The organism is Photobacterium panuliri (assembly GCF_059920555.1).
Map to the genome: position 1 here is coordinate 461,237 of NZ_CP197192.1, position 20,695 is coordinate 481,931.

Annotated in this window: 15 protein-coding genes; 10 read left to right on the top strand and 5 right to left on the bottom strand. The window is 55.9% G+C overall.

The window, feature by feature from the left end:
• Positions 1–670 precede the first annotated feature (670 nt).
• The 6 genes from ACSF8X_RS02330 to hemB all read left to right on the top strand — a co-directional run bounded on the left by ACSF8X_RS02330 (position 671) and on the right by hemB (position 7,981).
• Complete coding sequence (locus ACSF8X_RS02330) at positions 671–2,389, top strand: dipeptide ABC transporter ATP-binding protein (RefSeq protein ID WP_047877658.1); 1,719 nt, start codon at positions 671–673, stop codon at positions 2,387–2,389.
• A gap of 85 nt (positions 2,390–2,474) precedes the next feature.
• Positions 2,475–4,028: an ABC transporter substrate-binding protein gene (locus tag ACSF8X_RS02335; RefSeq protein WP_047877657.1), complete on the top strand. Its 1,554-nt coding sequence runs from the start codon at positions 2,475–2,477 to the stop codon at positions 4,026–4,028.
• A 63-nt stretch (positions 4,029–4,091) separates the two neighbouring features.
• Positions 4,092–5,069 (top strand): ABC transporter permease, encoded by a 978-nt coding sequence (locus tag ACSF8X_RS02340; RefSeq protein WP_047877656.1) that lies wholly within the window; start codon positions 4,092–4,094, stop codon positions 5,067–5,069.
• A 3-nt stretch (positions 5,070–5,072) separates the two neighbouring features.
• Positions 5,073–6,014 carry an ABC transporter permease gene (locus ACSF8X_RS02345; RefSeq protein WP_500850614.1) on the top strand — a complete coding sequence of 314 codons (942 nt, stop codon included), beginning with the start codon at positions 5,073–5,075 and terminating at the stop codon, positions 6,012–6,014.
• Positions 6,015–6,086: 72 nt separating this feature from the next.
• Positions 6,087–6,881 carry a 3'-5' ssDNA/RNA exonuclease TatD gene (gene tatD, locus ACSF8X_RS02350; RefSeq protein ID WP_500850615.1) on the top strand — a complete coding sequence of 265 codons (795 nt, stop codon included), beginning with the start codon at positions 6,087–6,089 and terminating at the stop codon, positions 6,879–6,881.
• 47 nt (positions 6,882–6,928) lie between these two features.
• Positions 6,929–7,981 carry a porphobilinogen synthase gene (hemB, locus tag ACSF8X_RS02355; protein WP_047877653.1) on the top strand — a complete coding sequence of 351 codons (1,053 nt, stop codon included), beginning with the start codon at positions 6,929–6,931 and terminating at the stop codon, positions 7,979–7,981.
• Between the two features lie 48 nt (positions 7,982–8,029).
• On the opposite strand, the gene asnC is transcribed toward hemB, so the two are convergent.
• The gene (gene asnC / locus ACSF8X_RS02360; protein ID WP_047877652.1) at positions 8,030–8,491 is read right to left on the bottom strand and encodes a transcriptional regulator AsnC; all 462 of its coding nucleotides are present in this window, start codon (positions 8,489–8,491) and stop codon (positions 8,030–8,032) included.
• 305 nt (positions 8,492–8,796) lie between these two features.
• Between asnC and ACSF8X_RS02365 the strand changes: the two genes are divergently transcribed.
• The 3 genes from ACSF8X_RS02365 (at position 8,797) to ACSF8X_RS02375 (ending at position 13,279) form a co-directional block, all read left to right on the top strand.
• Positions 8,797–11,937, top strand: a complete 3,141-nt coding sequence (locus ACSF8X_RS02365; RefSeq protein WP_500850616.1) for an EAL domain-containing protein — start codon at positions 8,797–8,799, stop codon at positions 11,935–11,937.
• Positions 11,938–11,995: 58 nt separating this feature from the next.
• The gene (locus ACSF8X_RS02370; RefSeq protein ID WP_500850617.1) at positions 11,996–12,766 is read left to right on the top strand and encodes a class I SAM-dependent methyltransferase; all 771 of its coding nucleotides are present in this window, start codon (positions 11,996–11,998) and stop codon (positions 12,764–12,766) included.
• A gap of 123 nt (positions 12,767–12,889) precedes the next feature.
• The gene (locus ACSF8X_RS02375; RefSeq protein ID WP_500850618.1) at positions 12,890–13,279 is read left to right on the top strand and encodes a hypothetical protein; all 390 of its coding nucleotides are present in this window, start codon (positions 12,890–12,892) and stop codon (positions 13,277–13,279) included.
• A gap of 358 nt (positions 13,280–13,637) precedes the next feature.
• On the opposite strand, the gene ACSF8X_RS02380 is transcribed toward ACSF8X_RS02375, so the two are convergent.
• Genes ACSF8X_RS02380 through hemC form a run of 4 tightly spaced genes read right to left on the bottom strand, consistent with a single transcriptional unit; the run spans position 13,638 to position 17,719 of the window.
• Positions 13,638–14,825 carry a heme biosynthesis HemY N-terminal domain-containing protein gene (locus ACSF8X_RS02380; protein WP_500850619.1) on the bottom strand — a complete coding sequence of 396 codons (1,188 nt, stop codon included), beginning with the start codon at positions 14,823–14,825 and terminating at the stop codon, positions 13,638–13,640.
• Positions 14,822–16,027, bottom strand: a complete 1,206-nt coding sequence (hemX, locus tag ACSF8X_RS02385) for a uroporphyrinogen-III C-methyltransferase (protein ID WP_500850620.1) — start codon at positions 16,025–16,027, stop codon at positions 14,822–14,824. The genes ACSF8X_RS02380 and hemX overlap by 4 nt, the downstream gene beginning before the upstream one ends.
• Before the next feature lie 4 nt (positions 16,028–16,031).
• Entirely contained in the window at positions 16,032–16,787 is a 756-nt protein-coding gene (locus tag ACSF8X_RS02390; protein ID WP_047877647.1) for a uroporphyrinogen-III synthase, read from the bottom strand.
• Positions 16,787–17,719: a hydroxymethylbilane synthase gene (gene hemC / locus ACSF8X_RS02395; RefSeq protein ID WP_047877646.1), complete on the bottom strand. Its 933-nt coding sequence runs from the start codon at positions 17,717–17,719 to the stop codon at positions 16,787–16,789. Before hemC ends, ACSF8X_RS02390 begins: the two co-directional genes overlap by 1 nt.
• Before the next feature lie 404 nt (positions 17,720–18,123).
• Between hemC and ACSF8X_RS02400 the strand changes: the two genes are divergently transcribed.
• Entirely contained in the window at positions 18,124–20,694 is a 2,571-nt protein-coding gene (locus ACSF8X_RS02400; RefSeq protein ID WP_084722155.1) for a class I adenylate cyclase, read from the top strand.
• Position 20,695: the final 1 nt, after the last annotated feature.

Here is a 20,695-nt window from a genome sequence, read left to right on the forward strand (position 1 = left end):
AAATGACGGGGCTTTTTTGCATCTGTCACTTGGAAAAACAAATGCAAAAAAGCCGGCCTTCCTATCTTATACCCATCTTTAATTAATCCTTGTTGTTCCCAGCTAAAGCGGACTGTTCGTCTGTCCAGCGTATTTGTTTGCCCTGTTCTACTTTGTTTAGTCGCGGAATATTATCGAAAGGTGAGAAAGAACCGTATGATTTTTGTGCTGACTAGAAGTGTGATCTTCTGCAAATTGTGTAATTTGTCAGAGTAGTCATCCGGTTATTGTTAGTTGGTATGTGTTTTTAATGTGGTATTCATAGATATATTGGTATTTGTTTCTGTAGTGTTAACCGTAGCTGGCTTTGCTATTAACTATTTATTCTTTCAGTATGTCGTATTAAGTTATTACTTATAACCTTAGAGTTAGATTTATGTACTGATATTCATTGCTTTACCTGCCATTTCCAATTGAAATCATTGTCTAATAGCATGATGTTAAAATGTTGTTAAGTGATAATTTATTCTTTATTTATTCACCAATATAGTTTTTTCACTGAGTATTGTTGATTTTCTGTGAAATGTTTGACAGATTGTGTGTTGAACATATATTCAGCAAATTATGCTGAATTGGAAGGGATTCGTTTTTCAGACAGGGCAGAACGCTGCCGAGCAGTTGGGGTCTGGTAATGGCTTTATTGGAAGTAAAAAACCTGCGTATTGAGTATCCGTCACGGCACGGGACTCATGCTGCAGTCAAATCACTCTCTTTTTCTATTGAGCGGGGCGAGATTGTCGGAGTGGTCGGCGAGTCTGGGGCTGGCAAGTCTACCGTCGGCAATGCAGTGATTGATTTGCTGAGCCCTCCGGGAAAGGTGGCAAGCGGCGAGGTCTACCTCGACGGTCAATTGATCTCTGGGTTGTCCCCTGAGCAAATGCGCTCGGTGAGAGGGGCGAAAATTGGGTTTATTTTTCAGGACCCAATGACGTCGCTCAACCCGCTGTTCACGGTCGAGCAACAGCTGACCGAAACCATTCTTTGTAATCTCAACGTCAGTCATGATGAGGCTTTGAAGCGGGCGCTTAGCCTAATGGCGCAGGTCGGGATCCCGCAGCCGGAATTGCGTATCAAGCAGTACCCGCACCAGTTTTCCGGCGGGATGCGCCAACGTGTGGTGATTGCCATTGCGCTGGCGGGCGAGCCGGATCTGATCATCGCCGATGAGCCGACGACAGCACTGGATGTTTCTATTCAGGACCAAATCCTGACGCTGATCCGCGAGCTGTGCGTCAAGAAGAATGTTGGCTGTATGCTGGTGACCCACGATATGGGGGTGGTAGCCAACGTAACGGATCGGGTCGCAGTGATGTACCGTGGCGATCTGGTCGAGCTGGGAACGACAGAGCAAGTGCTCGGCCATCCTAACCACCCTTACACCCAGAGCCTGATCTCTGCGGTGCCGCGTTCGGATATCAAGCTCAAGCGCTTCCCGTTGGTGAGCTATATCGAAGAGGCCGAAACCTCAGCCCCGCTGGATGTGAAGACCCATTGGCTGGGCCAGAGCGAGGATCAGCGTAGCTACAGCGGCGCTTTGCTCCAGGTTGAAAACGTCAATTTGCGCTTTGTCACCAAGGATTCTTTTTTCGAAAGTCGCCGGGAATACGTCCAGGCATCAAACAACGTCAGCTTTGAGATCAAGGAAGGTGAAACCTTCGGCTTGGTTGGGGAGTCCGGCTCGGGAAAATCGACCATTGCCCGGGTGATCGCCGGCCTCTACCCGCCTAATTCTGGCCGGGTGGTTTTCGAGGGAATTGATCTCACGGCTATCAAGAGCGAGGCCAAGCGTCGGCCGCTGCGCCGCCAGATGCAGATGGTATTTCAGAATCCGTATACCTCGATGAACCCGCGGATGAAAGTGGCCGATATTATCGCCGAGCCTATCCGCTTCCATCGCCTGACCGGCAGCGAAAGCGAGACACGCCAGATAGTCCGTGATCTGCTCAACCACGTTGGCTTGGGCAGTGCCGCCGGGCTGAAGTACCCCCATGAGTTCTCAGGGGGACAGCGCCAGCGGATCTCGATCGCGCGCGCGCTGGCTACCCGCCCGCGACTGCTGATATGTGATGAGCCTACCTCGGCCCTTGACGTGTCGGTCCAGGCGCAAATCCTCAACCTGCTCAAGGATCTCCAGGACGAACTCAACCTGACGATGCTGTTTATCAGCCATGACCTCCCGGTGATCCGCCAGATGTGTGATCGCATCGGGGTGATGCAGCACGGTACCCTGCTCGAAGTGGCCCACACCGAACAGTTGTTCACGGCCCCGCAGCACGAATATAGCCGCAAGCTGATTTCGCTGATGCCCGAGTTCAAGGGTATGAGCCAGCAGGGGCTGAAGCAGGCATGAACACGCCCCGGCCAATGCGGCCGTACTGAATAATAAGCAAACACAACACAAAAGGGAGTTTCCTCCCGCATAAAGGAGCTATGCAATGAAAACCCTCAAGACCAAGCTAGCCATCGCCCTGATGGCTGCCGGCCTCGGCTTTGGCGTTTCTGCTGCCGAAATCAAGGTGGCCTATGACGCCGATCCCGTCTCGCTCGATCCCCATGAGCAGCTGTCCGGCGGTACGCTTCAGCTGTCTCACATGGTGATGGATCCGTTGGTTCGTTATACCCAGAAGCTGGAGTTCGAGCCGCGTCTGGCGGAAAGCTGGGAGCGCGTAGACGACACCACTTACCGTTTCAAGCTGCGTCAGGGGGTGAAGTTCCACTCGGGCAACGCGATGACGGCCGATGACGTGGTATGGACATTTGCCCGCTTGAAATCATCGCCTGACTTCAAGGCGATCTTCGAACCTTACTCGGCGATGAACAAGGTCGACGATTACACGGTCGAGCTGGTTTCCAAGTACCCTTACCCGTTGGTGCTGCAGACCGCAACCTACATTTTCCCGATGGACAGCAAGTTCTATACCGGCAAGACCGCGGACGGCAAAGACAAGGCCGAACTGGTCAAGCATGGTAACTCTTTTGCCTCGACCCATATTTCGGGAACTGGCCCGTTCATCGTTACCGAGCGCGAGCAGGGCGTCAAGGTGGAGTTCGAGCGCTTCGCTGACTACTGGGACAAGGGCTCGAAAGGCAACGTGGACAAGCTGACACTGGTGCCGATCAAGGAAAATGCCACCCGGGTGGCGGCCTTGCTTTCCGGTGGCGTGGATATGATCCACCCGGTTGCCCCTAACGACCATGAGCGTGTCAAGGGGGCCAAGGGGATCGAGCTGGTGACGTTGCCGGGGACGCGCGTGATCACCTTCCAGATGAACCAGAATTCCAACCCGGCCCTGAAGGATGCGCGTGTACGTCAGGCTATCGTCCACGCCATCAACAACGAGGGTATCGTCAAGAAAATCATGAAGGGTTTCGCCACGGCGGCAGGCCAGCAGGGGCCGGCGGGCTATGCGGGATATGACGAGGCCTTGGTACCGCGCTATGACGTGAAGAAGGCCAAGCAGCTGATGAAGGAGGCGGGCTATGCCGATGGCTTCAAGCTGACCATGATGGCCCCGAACAACCGTTACGTGAATGATGCCAAGGTGGCCCAGGCTACGGCGGCGATGCTGTCGAAGATCGGGATCAAGGTTGACCTCAAGACGCTGCCCAAGGCCCAGTACTGGCCGGAGTTCGATGTCTGCGCTGCGGATATGATGATGATTGGCTGGCACTCAGATACGGAAGACTCGGCTAACCTGACCGAATTCCTGACCATGACCCGCAATGCGGAAACCGGCAAGGGCCAGTACAACTGTGGCTACTACTCCAACTCGGAAGTCGACAAGCTGGTGGAGCTGTCGAACAAGGAGACGGATCCGGCCAAGCGTGCCCAGATGCTCAAGGATGTCGAGGGGCTCCTGTATAAGGATGCTGCGTTCGTGCCGATGCACTGGCAGAGCGAGGCATGGGGGGCCAAGAGCAACGTCCATGCGGCTGAGATCGTGAACCCGATGGTGATGCCTTATTTCGGTGATCTGGTCGTCGATTAAAGGTGAGTGTGGCGTGCCGGCCGGGAAGGCCGGCACGGAACAAGGATAGAAAAGGGGCAGGGAATGTTTACGTTTCTGGTCAAGCGCCTGTTTCAGGCACTGATAGTGATGTTTGTGATCAGTCTGGTGGCGTTTGCCATTCAGGACAATCTGGGTGATCCGCTGCGTGAGCTGGTGGGTCAGTCGGTATCAGAAGCTGAACGTCAAGAATTACGGGACGAGATGGGGCTTAACGATCCGTTCGTCACCAAGTACAGCCGGTTTGTCGGCAATGCACTGCAGGGGGATCTGGGGACCTCCTATTTCTTCAAGCGCCCGGCGGCTGAGGTGATCCTCGACAAGCTGGTGGCGACCCTCGAGCTGGTTTTCGGGGCCTCGCTGATCATCGTGCTGGTCTCCATCCCGCTCGGGGTCTATTCGGCCATCCATCCCAATAGCGTTTTCACCAAGGCGGTGATGGCGCTGAGCAGTATCGGGATCTCCATCCCGGTGTTTCTGACCGCGATCATGCTGATGTATGTCTTCTCGATTGAGCTGGGCTGGCTGCCGTCATACGGGCGGGGCGAGACGGCCAATGTGCTGGGCTGGGAGTCGGGCTATTTTACCTTGGATGGCCTGCGCCATCTGGTACTGCCATGTATCGCGCTGGCCTCGATCATGCTGCCGTTGTTCATCCGTCTGGTTCGCGCCGAGATGCTGGAGGTACTGAGCTCCGAATACATCAAGTTTGCCAAGGCCAAGGGGCTGCCGCTCAAGAAAATCTACTACCGCCATGCCCTGAAAAACACCATGCTGCCGGTATTGACGGTGGGCGGGGTTCAGATTGGCACCATGGTGGCGTATACCATTTTGACCGAGACCGTCTTCCAGTGGCCGGGGACCGGCTTTCTGTTCCTCGAGGCCATCAATCGGGTTGATACCCCGCTGATCACCGCTTATGTGATTTTTGTGGGGCTGGTGTTCGTGGTGACCAACACCATCGTTGATTTGCTATACGGTCTGGTCAACCCGACCGTTAACCTGACCGGCAAGGGAGAGTAAGCCATGAAGAGCAATGCAATGACTGCCCCGAGCCGCTGGGCACAGTTTTTGGAATCGGATTTCCTCTATTATTTCCGCCGCGACAAGGTGGCGATGGCGAGTTTCGCTCTGTTGCTGGTGTTTGCGATGTCGGCGCTGTTGGCCCCGTGGCTTGCACCGACCAATCCTTATGATTTGTCGTCGATCGATATCATGGACTCCGAGCTGCCACCGTCATGGATGGAAGACGGCGATAGCCGCTTCCTGCTCGGCACCGACGATCAGGGCCGCGATATTTTCTCGACCATCCTCTACGGCTCGCGGCTGTCGCTGACAATCGGCTTGTTGGCCGTGGGCCTGCAGCTGACGCTGGGGGTGATCATCGGTCTTTGCGCAGGTTACTTCGGCGGTCGTGTCGATAGCTTCCTGATGCGTGTGGCCGATGTCCAGTTGTCGTTCTCGACCATGATGGTGGCGATTATCGTCTCGGCAATCTTCCGTACCGCCCTTGGCTCCGAGCTGTTTGCCCAGTACGCGGTGGTGATGTTGGTGGTGATTATCGGGGTGGCCGAATGGCCGCAGTATGCCCGTACCGTGCGTGCCTCGGTGCTGGCCGAGAAGAAGAAGGAGTATGTCGAGGCTGCGAGGGTGATGGGCTTCCGCTCCCTGCGGATCATGTTCCGCCACATTCTGCCGAACTGCCTGTCGCCTATCTTGGTGATCTCGACCGTTCAGGTGGCCAATGCCATCATGTCGGAGGCCGCCCTGTCGTTTCTCGGCCTGGGCTTGCCGGTCGACCAGCCGTCGCTCGGCTCGCTGATCAGCATTGGTTTCAACTACATCTTCTCGGGCTCCTGGTGGATCACCGCGTTCCCCGGGTTGGTACTGGTTGCCCTCGTGCTGGTGATCAACCTGCTCGGTGACTGGCTGCGCGACGTGTTCAACCCGAAAATCTACAAAGGCTAGGTGGTCGGCGCTAGCCAAATAGCCCCGATTTCATTACCTTGTGGTGGAAAATTCTGACTAAGAGGCACAGCAATGATTGATATCGGGGTTAACTTGACCAACAGCCGGTTTGACAAGGATCGCGATGACGTTGTCGCCCGGGCTCGCGAGGTTGGCGTCGGCGGTATAGTGATCACCGGTACCAGCATCGAAGAGAGCCGGGAGGCCCTCGAGTTGGCCCGCCGCTGGCCGGGCTATTGTTTCAGTACCGCTGGCGTGCACCCCCATGACGCCAAAACGGTTGATGATCTGTCCCTGCCTGCTTTGCGTGCGCTGGCCGCGGCCCCGGAAGTGGTGGCAATCGGTGAGTGCGGTCTGGATTTCAATCGCGATTTCTCGCCCCGCCCGCAGCAAGAAGCGGTCTTTGAGGCCCTGCTCGCACTGGCTGCCGAGCTGAAAATGCCGGTTTTCATGCACTGCCGTGATGCCCACGAGCGTTTCCTTGCCATTCTCAAGCCTTGGCGTGACAAACTGCCGGCGGCTGTCCTGCACTGTTTCACCGGTAGCGAGGCCGAGCTGCGCGATTGCCTTGACCTCGATTTGCATATCGGGATCACGGGGTGGGTGTGTGACGAACGGCGCGGTACAGAGTTGCGTGATATTGTCCGTCATATTCCAGACAATCGCTTGATGATCGAGACAGATAGCCCCTATTTGTTGCCTCGCGATTACCGTCCTAAGCCCAAGTCGAGCCGTAATGAGCCGATGTACCTACCCCATATTGCGACTGTGATTGCCCACTGTCGTGGCCAGTCAGCAGAGGTCGTGATGGGCAATGCGACCTCAACGAGTCAGGCATTTTTTAAAATCGCACACCCCGTAGCCTGACGGGAGTGGTATGATCGGGGCAGAATCAATCCAATAAGGAGAAGGCAGTGTCTGTATCTATCCAGGGCGCGTTCCCGGCACGCCGTATGCGTCGCATGCGTAAGCATGACTTTAGCCGTCGCTTGATGGCGGAAAACCAGATTTCCGTGAACGATCTGATCTACCCGATGTTTGTTCTTATGGGTAAGAACCGTCGCGAGACCGTCGATTCGATGCCCGGGATTGAGCGTCTGTCGATTGACTTGTTGCTGCAGGAAGCCGAGTACCTCGCTAAGCTGGGTGTGCCGGCTATCGCGTTGTTCCCTGTAGTGTCGCAGGACGTCAAGACGCTTTGCGCGGCAGAGGCCTACAACCCGGAAGGCTTGGTGCAGCGTGCCGTGCGCCTGCTCAAGGAGCATGTGCCGCAGATGGGTGTGATCACCGACGTGGCATTGGACCCGTTCACCGTGCACGGTCAGGACGGTATCATCGACGAAGAAGGTTACGTGATCAACGATGTGACCACAGAGGTGCTGATCAAGCAGGCGTTGTCTCACGCTGAAGCCGGTGCTGACGTTGTGGCACCGTCGGACATGATGGACGGCCGTATCGGCGCGATCCGTGAGGCGCTGGAAGAAGCGGGTTATATCCATACCCAGATCATGGCCTATTCGGCCAAGTATGCGTCTAACTATTATGGCCCGTTCCGCGATGCGGTTGGCTCTGCGGGTAACCTCAAGGGCGGGGACAAGAAAACGTACCAGATGGATCCGGCCAACAGCGACGAAGCGCTGCACGAAGTGGCGATGGACGTCAACGAAGGGGCGGATATGGTGATGGTCAAGCCAGGCATGCCTTACCTTGACGTGGTCCGCCGCGTGAAGACCGAATTGCAGGTGCCGACCTTTGCCTATCAGGTCTCTGGCGAGTATGCGATGCACATGGCGGCCATTCAAAATGGTTGGCTCAAGGAGCGCGAGACTATCATGGAATCGCTGCTTTGCTTCAAGCGTGCCGGTGCCGACGGCGTCCTGACTTACTTTGCCAAGCGAGTGGCAGAGTGGCTTGCCGAAGATGCTGCTGCGCGTCAGGCATCCGTTGAGCGTAGCGATAACGCCTAACGCTGGCTGTGCTTGATGTTAAACGGGAGCTTCGGCTCCCGTTTTGCTTTATGGTTTGACGTTGCGGTTGATAGGGTTTTGCAGCGAGATCAGGGTTTCGGTCGACTGGACCTCGTCGATGGCCTGGAGTTTGTCGATCAGGACGTACTGCAGCTCTTCGATGGATTTGCACATCAGCTTGACGAAGATGTTGTAGGCCCCGGTGGTGTAGTAGGCCTCGACGACCTCTTCGAGCTCGTTGAGCTTGGTCAGGGCCGAATGGTAGTCGCGTGCCGCATTGAGGTTGATGCCGATAAAGCAGCAGACGTCATAGCCGAGCAATTTGGGATTGATCACCACTTCTGTGCCGGTGATGATATTGGCTGCCCGCATTTTTTCCACCCGGACATGGACAGTGGCTGGGCTGACATTGAAGCGCTTGGCCATTTCGGCATAAGGGGTGCGGGCGTCATTCATTAGGGTGTTGAGGATCTCGCGGTCGAGATCGTCGATACGCAGCGTAGTTGTCATGTGTGGCTGTCCTTGGTTTATTCCATAGTGTTCATCATCTTACCCCCGGCACTTCAGGGCGTGGCGGTGAGATTCAGCGGATTTCTTACCATGGTGCGGGGGCAGATATGGTCGTCACGACGATATGTGTATCCAATGAACCTGATGTGCTATACCCATCCGGAATCATACATCTTGAGATCACTTGGGTATATACTGTCGTCTCGTAACTCCTTCAATTATATCGAACAATATCGGTGCCGTAGGGCTAGGCCCCGCGGGGGGCCGGTATCTACCCGTCGTTTTGGTTTAGGACTATCAGGAAGATGCGTTTTATTGCTTTGTTGTTTTGTTGTTGGTTGATGCCTGCGGCTGCCAGTCCCAACGACACGCTGGTGATCCACTCCTACCATCAGGGGATGCGGTGGACCAAGGCGATCCAGTCCGGCCTCGAATCGGCGACGAAGCCGTACGGGATCCCGCTGCATGTCAATTACCTCGACAGTAAACGCTACCAGTCCCCCGACTATCTTGCCGAGCTGCTGGATCTCTACCGTACCAAGTTGGCGCGTGAGCACTACCGCTATATTGTCGTGGTTGACGACAACGCCCTGTGGCTGCTCAACCAGCTTGGCGATGAGGTCGGCGAGACACCGGTGGTGCTGCTCGGGATCAACGACTATTCGCCTGACCGGCACAAGAACCTCAAGAATGTGGTCGGGGTGTTGGAGCAAACCGATCCATCCGACAATATCTCGCTGGCTCTGTCGGTTATGCCGGATCTCGAACGGGTGTATGTGATTGCCGACAATACCGTGACGGGACGGGCGCTGTGGAAGAGCATGCGCGAGTTCATGTCGATCAACTTTCTTGACTTGGCGGTTAGCCGGGTCGGGACGCAGTCGTTCGAGCGGGTGTTCGAGCAGATGGCAAAGCTTCCCCCTAAGTCGGCCATTATCTACCTTAGCTACTACCTTGACGGTAGCGGGCAGTACATGTCTAGCGATGACTTCCTAAACCGCCTGACCCAGACGGCGGCGGCCCCGGTCTATGCGTCCTACCGCTATTTGCTTGAAAACGGCGTGGCAGGCGGGGTGATGACCAGCGGCTTTGACAAAGGGCAGTTGGCCGGGCAGCAACTGGTCAAGCTGGTCAATGGCGAGATCACCGAATTCCCAGCCTTTGTTCATAATCATGGACAGGCCATTTTCAACTACCCGGTAATGAAGCGCTGGCATCTCAAGGCATCCAACATCGACATGCTGGTGGTCAACGAACCGCAATCTTGGCTCCATCGCTACCAGCGTGAGATCAAGGTGCTGGCTATTACCCTGGCCGTGATGGGAGGGGTGATTATGTTGTTGATGATGATTATTCGTCGTTTGCGTAAGGGCGAACAGCGCCTGCGCCAAAGTCGAGCACTGTTTGCCGGGGTATTTGACCAGAGTTTCCAGTACATCGGTATCCTTGATAGCGAGGGGCTGCTGGTATCGGCCAACTTGACGATGCAGGATTTGGTTGGTCGCTCCGTCCTGAAATATGATCAGCCGCTGTGGCAGTGGTATTGCTGGCCGGTACCGGCATCGGAGTCGCTCAAGGACGCGTTTGCGACGGCGGGTATTGATCAGCCTGTCCGGCTGGAGCTGGAGATCCAGAGTCAGGATGACGGGACTCGCGTCTTAGATATTGTGGTGAAGCGGTTGCCCGCCGATGAGGCCGGTGAGCCCCAACTGTTGTTCGAGGCCCGCGACGTGACAACCCGGCGCCAGATGGAAGAGACCCTACGCGAGCGGGAGATCAGCTACCGCCTGCTCTATGAGCAGCAACCCGTGATGTTGCTGACGGTGGATCGCCTCTCCAGAATCCAGTCGGTCAATCAGTTTGCTGCGGATTTGCTGGGGTATAGCAAGCGTGAGTTGCTTGGCCATAAGGTGACGCGTTTCTATGACGGTGATACGCCAATGCCGCAGCAGTATATTACCTCGACACGGGAGGGGGCCGGTCCTCGGGTATGGCGTCGTCAGCTGCGTTATTGTTGTGCGGATGGCCGTCGGGTCTGGATCCGTGAAACCATTCGCCAATCACAGGGGCGTCAGCATCTGCTGGTTGTAGGCGAAGATATTACCTCGACCCGTGAGCTCGAGGAGCAGCTGGCCTATCAGGCACGCCATGATTACCTGACGGATCTCTACAACCGAAATCATTTTGAACATGCGCTGGAGACAGCGTTGCAGGAGTCCCGCGATCAGCAGGCCCTGCATGCCATGTTCTATATTGACCTGGACCAGTTCAAGGTGATCAACGATACCGCCGGCCATGAGGCGGGTGACGAGGCGCTCAAGCAAGTCGCTCAGCTCCTGAAGGATCTGACCCCAGAGGAGGCCGTGCTGGCCCGTCTTGGCGGTGATGAGTTCGCGGTGATTCTTCACCACAGCAACCTCAACGATGCGATTTCGTTTGGTCGCCGGATCCTCAAAACCCTCGAGGTTGCTGAGTTTTACTGGCAGAGCACCCGTTTTAGTTTGGGGGCATCGATAGGCCTGCGGATGATTGACGGGACGGCAGGTTCATCCCAGCAAGTCCATGCCCAGGCCGATACCGCCTGCTATGCCGCCAAGGACGAAGGGCGGAACAGGCTTCACCTCTACCGGCCGGATGACGAGGAGCTTCGCCGTCGCCAGCGGGAAATGGAGTGGGTTAGCTTGATTCGCCGAGCCTTGGCTGAGCACAGGGTGGTTATGTATGCCCAGCAGATCGTTCCTATTAACCCGGAGGCTGGCCGCGGCCATCATTACGAGATCCTGATGAGGATCTATGATGATAGTGGAGAGTTAGTCTCTCCCGGTGTGTTTATGCCGGCGGCCGAACGCTATAACCTTGCCCACCGGATCGATCGTTATGTGGTGAGCGAAGTGTTTGACTGGCTGGTGGCCAACCCCGATGCGGTCGAGGCCTTGGATATGTGCGCCATTAACCTTTCGGGGCAGTCGATGGGGGATCGGGATTTTGTCCACTTCTTGATGGACAAGATACGTTCTTCCGGGTTGCCGACCCACAAGCTTTGCCTCGAAATTACCGAGACGGCAGCCATTGGTAATATGAGCGAGGCAATCCGCCTTTGTACTCGGCTAAAGGCGCTGGGGTGCGTGATTTCGTTGGATGACTTTGGCTCGGGACTGTCGTCATTCGGTTATCTCAAGCGCCTGCCGGTGGATATCATCAAGATTGACGGCATGTTTGTCCGGGATATCAATGACGATGAAATGGATCTGGCCATGGTCAAGGCCATCAACGAACTGGCCAAGACCATGGGCAAGCAGACCGTTGCCGAGTTTGTCGAGACCCCGCAGATCCTAGCTCGCCTCGAGGCCCTTGGGGTGGATTACGCCCAGGGCTACCTGTTCGGCCAGCCGCAGCCGTTGGCCGAATTGGTTGCTCAATTGAGCAACCGGGCGGAGGTGGTATAATCCTCGCCAATTGGCCTTGGCGGATATGCCGGGGCCTCCCTTATTACCGGAGAACCCCGTGCAGATAGCTTTACTTTGTCACCAGCCTGAACGTCAGCCAGAACTCGACTTACTCGCCGAGCGCTGGGGGTTGCACCATGATCCCGATAGTCTGTTTGCGTTGGTGCTGACAGACGAGCGTCTTGAGCTGCACAAGCGCGATGAGCCAAAGTTGGGTGCGGTGTATGTTGACCTGGCTGGCGGGGCTGTGGCCCATCGCCGTAAATTCGGTGGCGGCCGCGGTCAGTCGATCGCCAAGGCGGTTGGCCTCAAGGGCGGTGTCAGTCCTCGAGTGGTGGACGGTACTGCTGGCTTGGGCCGAGATGCCTTTGTTTTGGCCTCGCTGGGATGCCGGGTTCAAATGGTTGAGCGTCATCCTGTGGTGGCGGCGTTGCTCGATGACGGCTTGGCTCGTGCCAAGGCCGATTCGGAAATCGGTGGTTGGGTCAGCGAGCGCCTGAGCCTGATCCATGCATCGAGTCATGATGCCCTGTCGCAACTGGCAGCCGACCCGGACTTCGAGGCCCCTGATGTGGTTTATCTTGATCCGATGTACCCGCACAAGAAGAAGTCGGCGCTGGTGAAGAAGGAGATGCGGGTATTCCAGAGTCTCGTGGGGGCTGACGATGATGCAGACAGCCTGCTGGCTCCAGCGTTGGCACTGGCGACCAAGCGGGTGGTGGTTAAGCGTCCCGACTATGCCGAGCCATTGGCAGAGCAAGCCCCGGCGATGGCTATCGAGACCAAGAAAAACCGTTTTGATGTCTACGTTAAGGCGGCGATGAAGTAGCCGCCGGCCCCGGTTCGGATTAACGCGCACAATGAGGCTGCTTGGGGTTATATTGTTGGTACATAAGAATGATCCGGCGTTGTGGAGTCAGCCCTGTGACGACCGGAACCAACAGGAGGAAGCATGGCTAAGTCACTATGCAAATACCGAAGTGCGGAAATTGCCGAGAGGTTTCCGCAGATATGCCAGATCATAGGGACCCCTAAGTATGTCTGTACGAGCTGCGCCCGCGCAGCCAGTGATAAGGGGCACTTGTGCAAGCCTCTGGCAATCAAGAAGACGGATAAGCGTACCGACGAGGTGACGTTGCCGGTGCTGGGCGAGGATGTGCCTCAGCGTGAACCTGCCGCCTTGGAAAAGGATAAGGTATCGGCCAAAAAGCAGGCCAAGCAGATGAAGAGTCTCAAGAAGCTTGCCAAAAAGAAGGCCAAGCGGCTAAAGCAGGCCATGAAGGCGGCCCGGCGTTATGACAAGGTGCTGGATAAGGTCAGGGAATCACTGCAGTCATCGTAATGTAGTCTCTGTGTAGAGAGCGATAAAAAAACCTCCGAGCCGGAGGTTTTTTTATGTTTATTTACGACTCTTTGATCAGTACTGCAGTCATCAGGCAGGTGATCACCGAAACAATAATCCCTGAAACGATTAACCAAGGAAGCATATCCATAGTTAGTTATCCATTTGTTGTTGAGCAAGATGAATGGCTATTGAATCGTTTTTACATAGTGCTAGCAATGGGGTGATAACACGCTGAAACTGCTGTTAACAGTTGGAAACAATTGTAGGATTTCAGAAATATAAATTATTGTTTTCTGACATAAAAAAGCACCCGTAAGGGTGCTTTTTGTTATCGGGGTATTATTGTGATTTCGGTTCAGCTTCTGACCGGTAGTGCGAGCGTCAATGCCTGGCGCGAAGCCTCGGCTGCACCTTTTGGATCCTTGAGTTGGTCAAGGACCTCGACTAGGTAGCTGTAGTCACTGACGTCTGGGCGCAGGGCGATGGCTTTTTCGAAATGTGCCTTGGCTTCGTCGAACTTGCCTTCGCGCATCAGTAGCTGGCCCAGGGCGCTGTGGGTGCTCGGGTTGCTGCTGTCATAACGCAGTAGATCCTGCAGCTTGACGATAGCTGGATGGCTATCAGCCAGTTTCAGCTGTGGTACGAGCGCAATGAGCGACTCGTCGTTGCTCTTCTTGATGGCGTCGCGCAGTACGGTATAAGCCTCGCTGTCGGCATTGTGCTCGCTCATCAGCTTGACGAAGCAGGCAACAAGCGCTGGCTGTTGCTTGGTCTTGCGGCCAAGGCTGTTCCAGTGACCCATTAGCCCTTCGCTGCCGTGCTGCTTGGCAAGGTGCTGCATGATGCCGCACTCGGCCTTGATGGCCAGCTCGGCGCTCTCTTCGGCGGTGACGACACCGGCCTTTTCAAGCTGAGGCAAGATAGCCAGCAGCGGTTTCCAGTCTTCCAGCTTGAGGTAGCTGTCCTTGAGCAGGCCCAGTAGAACCGGGTTGCGGCTGTGGTCTTGCTTGATCCCCTGGAGGGTGGCGATAGCCTGCTCGTACTGCTGCTGTTGGTATTGGAGTTTTGCTCGGGTCAAGGCAACCGCTAGGCTTTGGCCGTCGGTGTCTGCGGCCAGCTTGAGGTACTCGTCCCGCTGGCTTGCATTGCCCATCCCCTGTGCGGCTTCCGCGGCGGCAAGGTAGTTCAGTACCGGGCTGTCGCTGTGCTTGGCTGATTTCACAACCAGCTTCTCAGCTTGTTTCCAGTCGCCTTCAATAACACGCAGTAGGCCGAGTGAGGTCTGAGCACGTGCCTTGCGGGCCTTGCGGCCAGAGAACCAGCCACGGGTCGTGCTGCTTAGGGATAGCAGCCACTTGATCAGGGTTTCGAGCAGGAAGAACACGCCGAACAACACGATGATGAGCAAAATAAGTGTGGTTAGGCTCATTTCCAAGGTTTGGTTGGCTGCCGAAATGAGGACATAGCCTTGGTTGCCGGCCAGCATCGGGCCAGCCACGATGCCGGCAATCAGTGCGGCAACCAGCAGTAGAAGTCGGATCATGCCGCCGTCTCCTCTGTGTTAAGTGGCTTGACCTGCTGGCGCAGGCGCTCGCTGATGGCGTCGGTGATCAAAGGCTGGGAATCCAGCTTGCTTGGGTAGCTCGCTTCGATTGGCTCCTTGGTCAGCTTGTCGAGGGTGGCGATGAAGCTCTGTACCGCAGGATCCTCAAGGTTGTAGAACTGCTCTGCCCACTCTTTGGCCATGGTCAGTGATTGGGTATATAGGCCGCCTTGCTCACGGTAGACCGCCTTGATGGCCGTTTCCAGCTTCGACTTAATATTTTCCTGCAGGTAGAAGTCTTGCTGCGGAGTCAGAAGCGGGGTGACATTGCCGTCACGCTTGCGGTAGGTGACAAAGTGCTCGCCAAAGTTCTTTAGCGATGTCATCAGGTTGGCTTTCCAGTCATGGATTGAGCCAGAGATTTCCTTTTGCTCGACCACTTCAGCTTCAGGCAGGAAGGCGTTGGCAAGCGGTAGCTTGGCAACTTGTTGCTGAAGGCTGGTCAGGCGCATAACCAACCCGTCACGGTCGATTCTTGCCACGGCCTTGAGGGCGGTGATATCACTGTGCATGGCCTGGCGGATAGGTGTCAGGCTCGGATCGTTGAGCTCGGCGATGCGGTGGTCTGCGGATTCAAGCAGCACCGTGGCGCTGGCAGTGTCATGCTCAAGCCACAGTTTGCGCCCAGCCATTTTGACTAGGTAGTCCGCTTCGGCCAGCAGCCAGTCGTTTGGACGGCGGCCTTCCATTTCAGACAGGGCCATTTGAAGACCGGTAATGGATTTGTTTTGCTGTTCAATCGAGACTTCGGTGCGCTGGAGATCGCTGTTGACTTGTTCGAGTGTTTTTTGCTGGGCGGCCTGAAGGGCGGTATTGAGGCCTGCGATTTCCTTTTGCAGTGCAGCCATCTTGGCATTTTGGGCTAGGGTCTGCTGGTGGCCATGGTAGTAGAGGCCAGCACCAAGGGCGATAACAAGGGCAATGGCGATAGCGCCAGTTTTGCTGCCACCGGATTTTTCCGTTGGTTTGGAAGGGGTGTGCTCGGCGGCGTTTTGGGTGTTTTGTTCTGGCTTTTTCGGTGTGGATTCAGAGGCGGGCGCTTGCGGCTTGGCACTTGCGCTTCCTTGCTTGCCAGAGGTCGTGGTTGCTGCGGATTGTTGCTTATCTGCAGGCGTCTCATTATTGGTTTTTTTATCAGTCATCCGATTATCCCATCGTGCCTTTATTGCTTAGGGTAGTGAAGAGCGGGCCGTTGGCTGCGCTGTTCACATTGGAAATTAAATGGAAACCAAGCATGGCTGCCTGGTTTGCGATTCGCTGGCTTGGTACGAATAGCTTGCATTGGAAAAACCAAGCCGTTGCGCTGTCGGGTATCAGCTGGGCTAATCGATCCAACTGCTCGCCGCTGGTCACGACGATGGAATCGACACCTGCTTGCTGCCATTGTTGGCAGAGCTGCTCACCATCAAGTGGCAGCCAGCAACGCTGGTATGCCTCGCAGTAGCTGACGTCGGCGCCCGCGCTGGCCAATTGCTCTCGGATCAATTCCCGTCCGCCGTTGCCGCGGAGGATAAGCACCCGGCATTGGTTGACGTTGCTGAGAACGGGCAGGGCCAGCAGCCCTTCGCTGTCGCTGCGCTCGAGCGGGGTATGGACCGGTAGGCCTGTATGGCATTTCATCGCCTCGGCGGTTTTCTGTCCGACTGCTATATAATGCACGTTTTTTGGCCAGCTGGCACCTATCGACATTAAGTAATTGTGCGCTAGGTTGGCTGCGTTAACACTGACGACAATCAGGAAATCGCCATTTTTAAGTGTTTCAAGCTGTTGCGGGAGGTTTGTGAGCCCATTTCCGGGGGCGATTTCGAGCAGGGGCTGGGCAATGGCCGGGTAGCCGGCAGCATTGAGCTGCCGGGTGAGTTGGTCGCCATCCGGTGAGGGCCGGGTGATCAGTATGGTCATCAGGCGTTGCCGTAAAGGGTGTCCAGAATCGTCTTGGCACCATCGGCCAGCAGTTGGTCGGCGAGGGCGGTTCCCAGCTGCTCGGCATCGGCTGCCGGGCCGGAGATTTCGCCGCGGACAATCTTGCTGCCGTCAGGCTCGCCGACAAGGGCGCGAAGCCAGATTTGGTCGCCGTCTAGCAGGGCGTAGCTGCCGATAGGTACTTGGCAGCCGCCTTGCAGGCGGTTGTTCATGGCTCGCTCGCAAAGTACGCGAGTTGCGGTTTCTGGATGGTTGAGGGCGTCAAGCAGGCCGCGAACGCGGGTATCGTCAAGGCGGCATTCGATACCGACTGCTCCTTGGCCGACCGCTGGCAGGCTGACTTCCGGTGCGATGGCACAGCGGATCCGATCTTCCATTTTCAGGCGCATCAGGCCGGCGCAGGCAAGGATAATGGCGTCGTATTCGCCGTTGTCCAGTTTGGCCAGGCGGGTGTTCACGTTGCCGCGTAGGTCTTTGACAACGAGATCAGGGCGCTGGGCACGGAGCTGGCACTGGCGGCGCAGGCTGGAGGTGCCGACAACGGCGCCGGCTGGCAGGGCGTCGATATTGTCGTAGTGGTTGGAGACGAAGGCATCGCGGGGATCTTCGCGCTCGCAGATGGTGACCAGGCCGAGGCCTTCCGGGAACTCGACCGGTACGTCTTTCATGGAGTGCACGGCGATATCGGCGCGGCCTTCAAGCATCGCGACTTCCAGTTCTTTGACAAACAGCCCCTTGCCGCCGACCTTGGCCAGTGGGGTATCCAAGATGATATCGCCTTTGGTGACCATAGGTACCAGTTCGACAACGATGCCGGGATGGGCCTGTTCAAGGGCGTCTTTTACGAATTCGGCTTGCCACATGGCCAACGGGCTTTTGCGGGTGGCGATACGGATCGGGGAATCTGTCATAGAGGAAAATCCACAGTTTGATAGGTCTCTGTAATGGCTTTAATCCTACCATTCATTGGCCTAGATGGTAATTTATGTGTCGCTGGGAATGTGATGTCTCCGCCGTGTCTTGCTATTGCGCGTTATTAATGTGATATTTCTCACATATCGTTTACACTATCTATGCAGGCGACACGGCAGGTCTGAACTTGACCTCCAGTGCGCAGGTTTGATGGAACAGGCTATGGAAAGTCGGCTGGCAAGATTTCAGTCCATTAACAACTTGTCATGAAACGTCACTATCTTTACGGTTAATACAAAAACTGTTAGATTGATCACGTTTTTGCTCCCGGGTAGCGTCTCGTCTACCGCTTTAGTGACAAGATTTGGGCCGCTCTCAAGCTGGCAGCTCTTGGAAGAGTATTTTGCAGAACTATATCGAAACGCTAAACAGCAGGTTGGCACAGCTTAATACCCTTAGGCTGGAGCGCGCGCGTATCGCGATGACCCCGACATCCCGACAGGTATTCAATATCCTGCCGGCACTGCTTCACTATAACCACCCTGCCGTGCCTGGCTATTTGGATCAGGCTGCGCCCGTGGGTATTGCGGCGTTTTCACCTTCCCCCGAACAGCAGCAGTTCGTCGATGACTGCGCGCTGACAGCGTCCGTTGCGTCTATCCCGTCTCCGTCTGGTCACCCGATGCCGATTCTTGGCCTGTATGCGATGGGCAGTACCTCGTCGCTTGGTCAGAGTCAGACCAGCGATCTCGACATCTGGGTCTGTATCGGTACCGATATGTCTGCCGACGATCGCAAGATTCTCGACGCCAAGTGTTCGCTGGTGTCCGAATGGGCGATGGCGCAAGGGGTAGAAGCCAACTTTTTCCTGATTGACGAAAATCGCTTCCGCGACAACTTTTCCGAAGAAATGACCGGTGATAACTGTGGTTCGAGCCAGCATTTGCTGTTGCTTGACGAGTTTTACCGTTCGGCGGTGTGTCTGGCCGGCCTGCCGCTATTGTGGTTTATGGTACCGCCGGAAATGGAAGAGTGTTACGACGACTATATCCAATACCTGGTAAAGGGTGGGTATATCCGTCGTGATGAGTGGATTGATTTCGGTGGCCTGTCACGGATCCCTGCCGAGGAGTATTTCGGCTCCAGCCTATGGCAGCTCTACAAGAGCATCGACTCGCCGTACAAATCCGTGCTGAAGGCCATTTTGCTCGAGGCCTACTCGTGGGAGTATCCGCATACCCAGCTGCTGAGTGTAGACGGCAAGCGGCGTTTTTTTGCCATCGATCGCACAGAGTTCTGTATGGATGCCTATTTCCTGATGCTGGAAAAGGTGACCCGCTATCTGGAGCGGATCAATGACCATCGTCGTTTGGATTTGGTCCGCCGCTGCTTCTATCTCAAGACGCACGAGAAGCTGACCCGCAAGCCGATGTCCGGCTCGGTGCCTTGGCGGCGTAAGGTGCTCGAGGATTTGGTAACACAGTGGCAGTGGTCGCGTGAAGTTCTGGTGGAGCTCGATAACCGCCGTAACTGGAAAGTCGAGTTGGTCAAGTTTGCCCACAACGAGCTGCTTGACGCCTTGATGCTTAGCTACCGGAACCTGATCCGCTTTGCGCGCCGCAACAATATCACTTCGGCTATCAGCCCCGAGGACATCAGTATTCTCGCCCGCAAACTGTATGCGGCCTTCGAGGTGCTGCCGGGCAAGGTGACGTTGCTTAACCCGCAGCTGTCGCCGGATTTGCACGAGCAGGATTTGACCCTTATTCAAGTACCCGCTGGACGAACCAATGCGGCTGGCTGGTATCTCTACAAGCAGTCGCTGGATCCGTTTGCCATTCTTGGCCGTCCGGCACTGGAGCACAACCGCTATCTCAGCAAGCTGGTGGCATGGGCCTATTTCAATGGTCTGCTGACCGAGTCGACCCACCTTCATACCGTTGTGCGTGATTCGGCGATGGATATCGATAAGCTCTACCAGCTGGTGAGCGATATCCGCAACACGTTCCCGATCCGCCGCCCGCAGCCGAGTTTGCAGGCGTTGTCGAGCCCGTGCGAGATCCGCCAGCTCGGTCTGTTTATCAACCTTGAGAACGATCCGACGACCCAGCTCAAGAACCGTGCGATCCGCTTCGACTTCAAGAACACCGATGTGTTCAGCTACGGTCCCGAGCAGGCTTGTCTGGTGGGCAGTGTCGATTTGGTTTACCGCAACTCGTGGAACGAGGTGCGGACCCTGAACTTCTCGGGCCAGAACGCCATGCTCGATGCACTCAAGACCATCCTCGGCAAGATGCACCAAGACGCGCTGCCGCCGGAGTCGGTTGACGTGTTCTGTTACAGCAAGCATATGCGCGGCCTTATCCGCAACCTGGTTTACCAGTTGGTGGCGGAATGTATCGAGATGCGCCTCAAGCCGGTGGAGCAGGAGAAGCGTCGACGTTTCAAGGCCATCCGGATCGGCGAGCAGACCCACGGCCTGTTCTTCGAGCGCCGCGGCGTATCGGTTCAGAAGCTGGAGAACTCGGTTGATTTCTACAGCTGTATTTCGTCCAACAAGCTGCTGGGCTCCGCGACATTGGTGATGGGCAAAACTGACGAGCCGCATCCGCCTGAAATCGTCGACTCCTATGCCAGCGAGGGGCTGATCCAGTTTTTCTTCGAGGACTGCGAGGAAGGCTTCAACATCTATATTCTCGATGAGGCCAACCGGATCGAGGTCTACCGCCAGTGCAGCGGCGACAAGGACGAGATGGTCCACGGGGTGAACCGTTTCTATACCTCGGCCCATGACAGGTTCAGCTACAGCGTCAACTTCATCAACTTCAACCTGCCGCAGTTCTACGATATTGCCCGCGGCGAGGATGGCGAGTTGCGGGTGCTGCCGTTCAAGAGCGGGCAGCAGCCATCACGCCGGCCTGCGGCCAACAATATCGAGGCCTCAGTCGTGACGGCCAATATGATGACACGCTGAT